Here is a 4,507-nt window from a genome sequence, read left to right on the forward strand (position 1 = left end):
CATCGAATAAAATTTATCAAGAAATCGGTTATGAGCAAATTGCGGAGTCTGTACTCATATTTTTAGAGAAGTAGAACAAAAAGGCGTGCTAAAATAGCACGCCTTTTTGTTATTCGTCAATTCTAATAACCTCGCCTTGAGGGAAGTCTTCGGTTTCTAATAAATTCCGAATAGCTTTCGCAACATATTCGGGTGATAATAGCTTTCCTTCTTCTTTTAATGTAATGAAGCGGTCTAAGTTTGTGAAGTCTTCTTTATTTGTTTCGCGAATTTGTGCTTGCATATTTGTATCAACAACACCAGGTGCAAAAGCGACGATTTTTACTGGATATTTTTTTTCTGCTTCTTCGGTTGCTACGCACTGTGTAAACATATTTACGCCAGCTTTTGTTGTACAATAAGCCCCCCAGCCAAAGTAAGGATTTTTTCCTGCACCAGATGAAATGTTTATCACACGTTTATCTACTTTCCATTCTTTCGTATGTTTCATGAAAGTGGAGGTGAGGATCATTGGCGCAAGTAAATTAATGTGAACGTTCGTAATGAATTGTTCACTTTCTGCTTTTTCAATTGGTTTCATAGGGGCAACCGTACCCGCATTATTAATTAAATGAATAGAAGATACACTGTCTTCTTGAATAGATGAAATGATTTTGTTAAAGTTCGTTTCTAAATTATGTACATCTTGAAGATCTAAGGAGTGGAAAACACAATTGCTATTATATTGTTCTGCGAGTTTCGTAAGCTCTTTATTTTCTCTTCTAGAAATAGAGATGACAGTTGTATTTTTTTCTAACAATTGTGTGGCAATAGCCTCACCTAAACCTTGTGAAGTTCCTGTTATGATAACGTAGCGCATAGTTTTATAAACTCCTCTCATATGTGCGGAATTTTGTTGGACAACGTACATTGTATAGTTTGTCTACATTTTATAGTATAGAGCACTTTTTACTATAATTGAAATGAGATGATTGCGTGCCTTTTATAAATCGTTTTACGACAACAGTACCTGGTGCCGTCACTTTTACGGGGAATACGTTAGGGCTTAGCCCTACATCGCCTGCGCCAGGCAATATTTTTGGTACACTTGCTGTGTTTACGACAGTAAATACAGCGCTGCAAGTACCAGGATTCCCAGCAGGTACAACGGATGACTGGCGATTGAATTCTTCTAGTGCAATTTTAAATCTTCCAGCGGGAAGCAGTGTGTTATATGCAGAATTAGTTTGGGCTGGTACTTTCCGGACTGATACGGAAGATGTTTTACCATTTTTAAATGATAACATTACATTTACAACGCCAGCAGGGACGTTTTCTGTTACGCCAGATCCTGCTACCGCGCAGCAAGGTTCAGTAGGAAACCAGTTTTATTATGCTCGCTCTGCCAATGTAACGAATCTTGTTAGTGCAGGTGGGGCAGGCACGTATACAACGGGTGCTGTGCCAGCTGCAAGAACTTCAGCTGACCCAACAATTAGCCGTTCAGCGGGATGGACGCTTGAGGTTGTGTATCAAAATGCAAGTTTACCACTTCGAAATTTGTCAGTATATGCAGGTCAAGAAATTATTGATGCTTCATCACCACCAGTTGATGCTACTATTTCAGGATTTGCTACGCCAGCTACAGGAGCTGTAACAGGAAGGGTACTTGTAACCGCTCAAGAGGGAGATTCCAATATTTCTGGAGATCAACTTCGCTTTGGACCAAACCCAAATGCTACAGTTGCATTATTCGGGCCGAGAAACCCTGCAAATAATTTCTTCCAGTCTCAAATTTGTAATGACAGCGGAAATTTAGATACGAGCGGTACATTCGGAGATTTAAATCAGCCGTTAGGGGTAGCTTTGGCTGTCCGAAGACAAGGGTGGGATATTACGAATGTAGATGCCTCTGCATCTTTAGTAAACAATCAAACGTCAGCAACTGTTCGATTTGTTACAAATGGAGATGGATACGCTGCAGCTGGTTTTGGTGTTCAAATTGATGCAACAGGTCCAATTATTAATCCTGTTAAATCGGTCAATAGAACAGTCGCAGGGGTAGGGGATACTCTCACTTATACGATTACGGTCCCAAATACAGGAACAGGAAGTGCAGAAAACGTTGTATTACGTGATAGCATTCCGAACGGAACGACGTTTGTTGCAGGTAGTGTAACAGTAGGGGGAGTAACACAGCCGAATGCAAACCCTGCTACTGGAATTAATTTAGGAACAATCCCAAATAACACGCAAAGAGTTGTTACATTTCAAGTACGAATAACATCGTTTCCGAACCCAAACCCTATTCCAAATCGGGCGATGGTGTCATATCAATTCCGTCCTTTTGTCGGTAGTTCTCCTATTACAAGTACATCTTCTTCAAATACAGTACAAACGACAGTGAACCAAGCAACTATAAGTATGCAAAAATCTGTAGATCTACAGACTGCGACACTTAATGATGTATTAACGTACACAGTTAATGTCACAAATAATGGGAATGTTGCTGCAAACAATGTGATTTTTGTTGATAGCATCCCGGCTGGAACAACATTTGTTCCAAATAGTGTTACGGTGAATGGAGTAGCGCGTCCAGGAGCGAATCCAGCAAGTAGTATTAATCTAGGAAGTATTAATGCTTCACAAACGACTGTAGTGCGCTTTCAAGTTCGAGTAACATCTAATCCTCTTGTCAATCCAATTCCGAACCGTGCGAGTGCAACCTTTACCTTTACCCCAGTGCCTGGTCAACAACCAGTTTCAGGGCAAGCGACAAGTAATACTGTAGTGACTACTATTAATATAGCTGATATAAGAACGAGAAAAACAGTAGATAGAGCTTTTGCGACAGTGAATGACGTTCTTACGTACACTATTACTATTGAGAATATCGGAAATGTACTTGCGACAAATGTTATTTTTCAAGATCCGATTCCAGTTGGAACGACTTTTATCGCAAATAGTGTGACTGTGGACGGGGTTTCACAACCTGGGGCAAATCCAGCGACTGGGTTTACAGTAGCTAATATATCTGCTGGCGGAAGTAGGACTGTTACATTTCAAGTTCGAGTTACATCTACACCATCGGGAGGTACGATTGCGAATCGGGGGAGTGTATCTGCTAATTTTGTTGTTAATCCGAATCAGCCACCAGTTACAATTAATAGAATGACGAATACAGTGGTAACACAAATTAATACAGGCGGTTTAAATGTAATAAAAGAAGTGAATACAACGCAAGCAGCAGTAGGAGATACTTTAACATATACGATTGCCGTTCAAAATACAGGAAACGTTCCCCTAACAAATGTGTTATTCCAAGACACTATTTCTTCCGCTGTTTCTTTCGTTGCAAATTCTGTAACAATTAATGGAGTACCACAAAGTGGATTGAATCCGAATACAGGATTTTCTCTTCCAAATATTCCTGCGGCTCAAACGGTTGTAGTCACATTTGAAGTAGTAATTGTACAGGATCCAGGAGATGAAGATATTTTAAACCGCGCGAATGTCACAGCAAGTTTTCAAGTGAATCCGAGTGAACCACCAGTTACGATTACTATTCCGAGTAACCTAGTGAATACAACTGTACAATCAGGGAATTTTGAAGTTGTGAAAGCAGTGAATACGGATGTGGCAACCGTAGGCGATATTTTAGTATATACAATCGAAATCATAAATGCAGGTAGTGTACCAGCTACAAATGTGTTTTTCCAAGATTCAATTCCACAAGGAACATTATTTATTGAAAACAGTGTATTTGTTAATGGTATTTTACAAGAAGGTGCAGATCCAGAACTTGGATTCCCGTTAAATGATTTGCCTACTGGCGCGAATGTAATTGTTACGTTTGAAGTATTAATTGATGAAATTCCCCAAGGAAATAATGTTGTAAATAATGCGAATGTCACTGGAGATTTCCTTCTGAATCCAACAGAGCCACCAATTACTGTAACAGTACCAAGTAATACTGTTATGACGGTCGTGAATTCTTCAGGATTAAATGTAATGAAAAGTGTAAGTGCTACTGAAGCTGGTGTAGGAGATACGTTAACGTATACAGTTCTTATACAAAATAGTGGAACAGTAGCAGCGACAAACGTATCATTCCTTGATCCGATTCCAGTTGGAACCACTTTTGTAGCGAATAGTGTAACAATAAACGGAGCCCCGCAATCGGGTTTAGATCCGACCTCTGGATTTCCGCTTGCTAATATTCCAGTAGGAGGGACAGTAACAGTTACTTTTCAAGTGACAATCACAAGTGAACCACCAAATAGAGTTCTTCCGAATAATGCGAATGTAACTGCGGATTTCCAAGTCAGTCCTCTCCAGCCACCAATTACAATTGTAACGATTAGTAATATTGTTGTGACGCGAGTGAATGTGGGATCGCTTAATGTAATGAAGAGTGTAAATACAACACAAGCGGGAGTAGGAGATACGTTAACGTATACGATTCTTATTCAAAATACAGGAACTGTTCCTGCAACGAATATTATTTTTCAAGATCCAATCCCATCTG

At 39.7% G+C, this 4,507-nt stretch carries 2 protein-coding genes; one reads left to right on the forward strand and one right to left on the reverse strand.

The annotated features are described in order from the left end of the window. Nucleotides 1-109: 109 nt before the first annotated feature. On the reverse strand, nt 110-859 hold the full coding sequence (locus MR083_RS26055; protein ID WP_001271063.1) for a (S)-benzoin forming benzil reductase: 750 nt from the start codon (nt 857-859) through the stop codon (nt 110-112). Nucleotides 860-975: 116 nt separating this feature from the next. Between MR083_RS26055 and MR083_RS26060 the strand changes: the two genes are divergently transcribed. Further along, on the forward strand, nt 976-4,507 hold a 3,532-nt coding region (locus MR083_RS26060), incomplete at its 3' end, for a beta strand repeat-containing protein (RefSeq protein WP_242270067.1).

The organism is Bacillus cereus group sp. BfR-BA-01408, assembly GCF_022663305.1.
GTDB classification, from domain to species: domain Bacteria; phylum Bacillota; class Bacilli; order Bacillales; family Bacillaceae_G; genus Bacillus_A; species Bacillus_A pacificus.